This window comes from Endozoicomonas sp. ONNA2, assembly GCF_024606365.1.
Taxonomy (GTDB): Bacteria; Pseudomonadota; Gammaproteobacteria; order Pseudomonadales; family Endozoicomonadaceae; genus Endozoicomonas.
The window spans coordinates 1-2,496 of the sequence record NZ_JAHHPO010000549.1; the positions used below are offsets into that span (position 1 = coordinate 1).

The window sequence follows — 2,496 nt, forward strand, 5'->3', positions numbered from 1 at the left end:
GGTTGGATTTCAGGCGTTTCCAACTTGAAATTGAAATTACCGTTTCAACGTCAGTGTTTTTCTTTTTTCTGTCTTCTGGTTTCAGTGCATTCAATGCAGCGCATGGTGCATTAATATGGGTATGAATTGCTTCTTTTCGGCGGGACTGGCAGCCCGTCAGTCCCATAAATTGTTTGGCATCACGAAAGAAAAATTCAATTTGAAACCGTGCTTTGTAGTACAATGATCAACCGCCAGCTTCGACACTGGCGCTTTGGCTGGTAATGCCAATTCAACAAGTGCGACAGCAGGTGGGTTAATCGGCTAACCATGGTCTGGTATTCATGCCGCCCGATACTCAACACTTCCTCAGTGAGATTAGCAATATCCAGTTTATCAAGCTGGCCGGTTTGCAGCAGTTCAGCCTGTTGCTCAGGCCAGCTGTAACCTCTGGCGGGAATGGTTAGTTACGGACATAATTCCATGACAGGTGGCCTCTGACAGATGATTCTTTTGTCTCAAGAAAATAGAGAATGAGTTGTAAAAGGGGGGAACTTATTTTTGAAGTAGTAGTCTTAAGCTATAACTCAATATTTGACCATTCAATAATTCAATGCTCGATTTTAAAGCAAACCCGAATTACGTTCCTGATTTTTCCTTTTTACTGAAACTGGACAAATCACTTGTAGAATCAACTGAAGCTTTCAGTTCACCACCCAGCATATCTGGTCATTCCGTGCGGATACTGAACTCTCCTTCCCCTGATTATGTTAGACAACATGTTTCAGACCAGGATAGTGCTTATCCCGTTAATCGATTGAAGCAATACACTGTTGCTTATTCTTCAGCGACCCATTTTTTTTTAAATTATGACTTTGATGGCATTCAGCCCGGAGAGCTGGATAGGTATTTCGGTAAAAATGAGACAGCATCAGGTGAGTTAACGTATACGGAACTGAATCCATATGTTTCACATCTTCTTTTTCACAGATCATCTTGCCTGGAACCATCCGTTAATTTTTCTCAGCCATCATCGCGTCCAGCTGCTATCATTAATGCGCTGAATAAAGGCACTCAACAGCAAGTTGTCACTGAAACTGTTGATCTTCTTGATCCTGATCGGCCCGGTATTAGTGAACATTTGCTTATCACCCTCACAGTAACTCACCAGCCGACCGATAGACGAAATCATCGGAGCTACTATAAAAAAAACAAGAAAACCATACGGGCCAAGCGACATGACTATTATATAAAAAACAAGGAAACCATACAGGCTAAGCGACAGGGCTACAGAGCAAAAAAAAAGGACACCATACAGATTAGACAACGGGAATACTATTCAAAAAACAAGGTCGCCCTACGAGCTAAAAGGCAGAACCATAGAGCAAAAAACAGGGACGCCATACGGGATAAAATTCATGCCTGTAAAGCAAAAAACAAGGACACCATTCATAAAAAAGGACAAGACTATTATAAAAAAAACAAGGAAAGCATTCGGGCTAAACAACGGGAAAACTGCTCAAAAAAATGACACCACACAGGCTAAACAATAGGCAGGAATTCCCACTCTTGAATCATAAACATTGAATTCCAGATATTAAGCAATCAGACATTTTTATTGGGCGAGTGGAATATCATCGGCCAAAAAAAATGCAATTGTGCCATTGGCCTGACCGAAGCTTCCGGTACCCATTATGGTTTTTCCATCGAAAGAATCGACTTCAAATGTGACGGATAATTGGGCTTTTTTTCATATCTGACAGCTCACCCTTTGGGTGAAATGGTTTTGGTGGCCAAACCATCTGTGAACCCTGAGTATGACTAAAAATTTAGCTGATGGGTGGTTAACCGCTGAATTAAATTCATAAAAACCACTTGCTCAACCTGTGATAAGGGCGGCAGACAATACATGATCTCTTTCAGGTAAGGCAGGTGTCTGGTTTCAAGCCTGCAAAAAGCAAAGGTAGGGACTATTCATACAGTTGTTTGTTTATATCCGTGACAAATAGACGTAACAGCTACTCAAATCTAAAGATTCTTTAAGCACCCAATATTTGCCTTAGCCCTTGTTAATAGCGAGATAGCTAAAGTTGGCACGCTAAGTGGTAGATAAGGGGTGTGAGTAAAGGAAAATTGCTCAGTATCAGTTCCAGGATGGAAGTACCGGCCAAGGATGGCCACCAGAAAAATAATAATAACAATCTGGTAGTGCTGAGATTATCGCCCCGTTGACCGGGGCGTTGTTTTATCTGCCTACTGTCTGCCCTTTGAGGGGGATCATACCTCTCATTGCTTCACTGATGGCGTGTCATTTGACGATATTTTAAATCTCTATATTTTTGATCGGGAACTCAGGTTGCTGGTGATGGACGCTATTGAGCGAATAGAAGTCTCATTGCGACACAATTTGCCTATCATCTAACCCGGATATTTCATAAACGTGCTCCCGATCTCGCTTGTCCTTTGCCGCTCTAAGGGAGTTTTGCTCAGTCGACCGTACTCCCCGGTACGGCGCTC

General features: G+C 42.3%; 3 protein-coding genes and 1 pseudogene. 3 read left to right on the forward strand and 1 reads right to left on the reverse strand.

Translation table 11 applies throughout. The annotated features are described in order from the left end of the window. Positions 1-194: 194 nt before the first annotated feature. On the reverse strand, positions 195-371 hold the full coding sequence (locus KDK14_RS21725; protein WP_373691058.1) for a DUF29 family protein: 177 nt from the start codon (positions 369-371) through the stop codon (positions 195-197). Between KDK14_RS21725 and KDK14_RS09620 the strand changes: the two genes are divergently transcribed. The 3 genes and pseudogenes from KDK14_RS09620 to KDK14_RS09630 form a co-directional block, all read left to right on the forward strand. Beyond that, positions 324-446: a hypothetical protein gene (locus KDK14_RS09620; RefSeq protein WP_257264883.1), complete on the forward strand. Its 123-nt coding sequence runs from the start codon at positions 324-326 to the stop codon at positions 444-446. The two genes, KDK14_RS21725 and KDK14_RS09620, sit on opposite strands and share 48 nt — an antisense overlap. A 146-nt stretch (positions 447-592) precedes the next feature. Beyond that, the gene (locus KDK14_RS09625) at positions 593-1,510 is read left to right on the forward strand and encodes a hypothetical protein (RefSeq protein WP_257264884.1); all 918 of its coding nucleotides are present in this window, start codon (positions 593-595) and stop codon (positions 1,508-1,510) included. 726 nt (positions 1,511-2,236) lie between these two features. Further along, a pseudogene (locus tag KDK14_RS09630) lies at positions 2,237-2,401 on the forward strand (Abi family protein); the annotation flags it as partial. Positions 2,402-2,496 lie beyond the last annotated feature (95 nt).

What these genes read in the sequence shown, in the direction of transcription:
- KDK14_RS09620 (WP_257264883.1), top strand. Translation starts at nt 324, where the DNA reads ATGCCGCCCGATACTCAACACTTCCTCAGTGAGATTAGCAATATCCAG.
- KDK14_RS09625 (WP_257264884.1), top strand. Translation starts at nt 593, where the DNA reads ATGCTCGATTTTAAAGCAAACCCGAATTACGTTCCTGATTTTTCCTTT.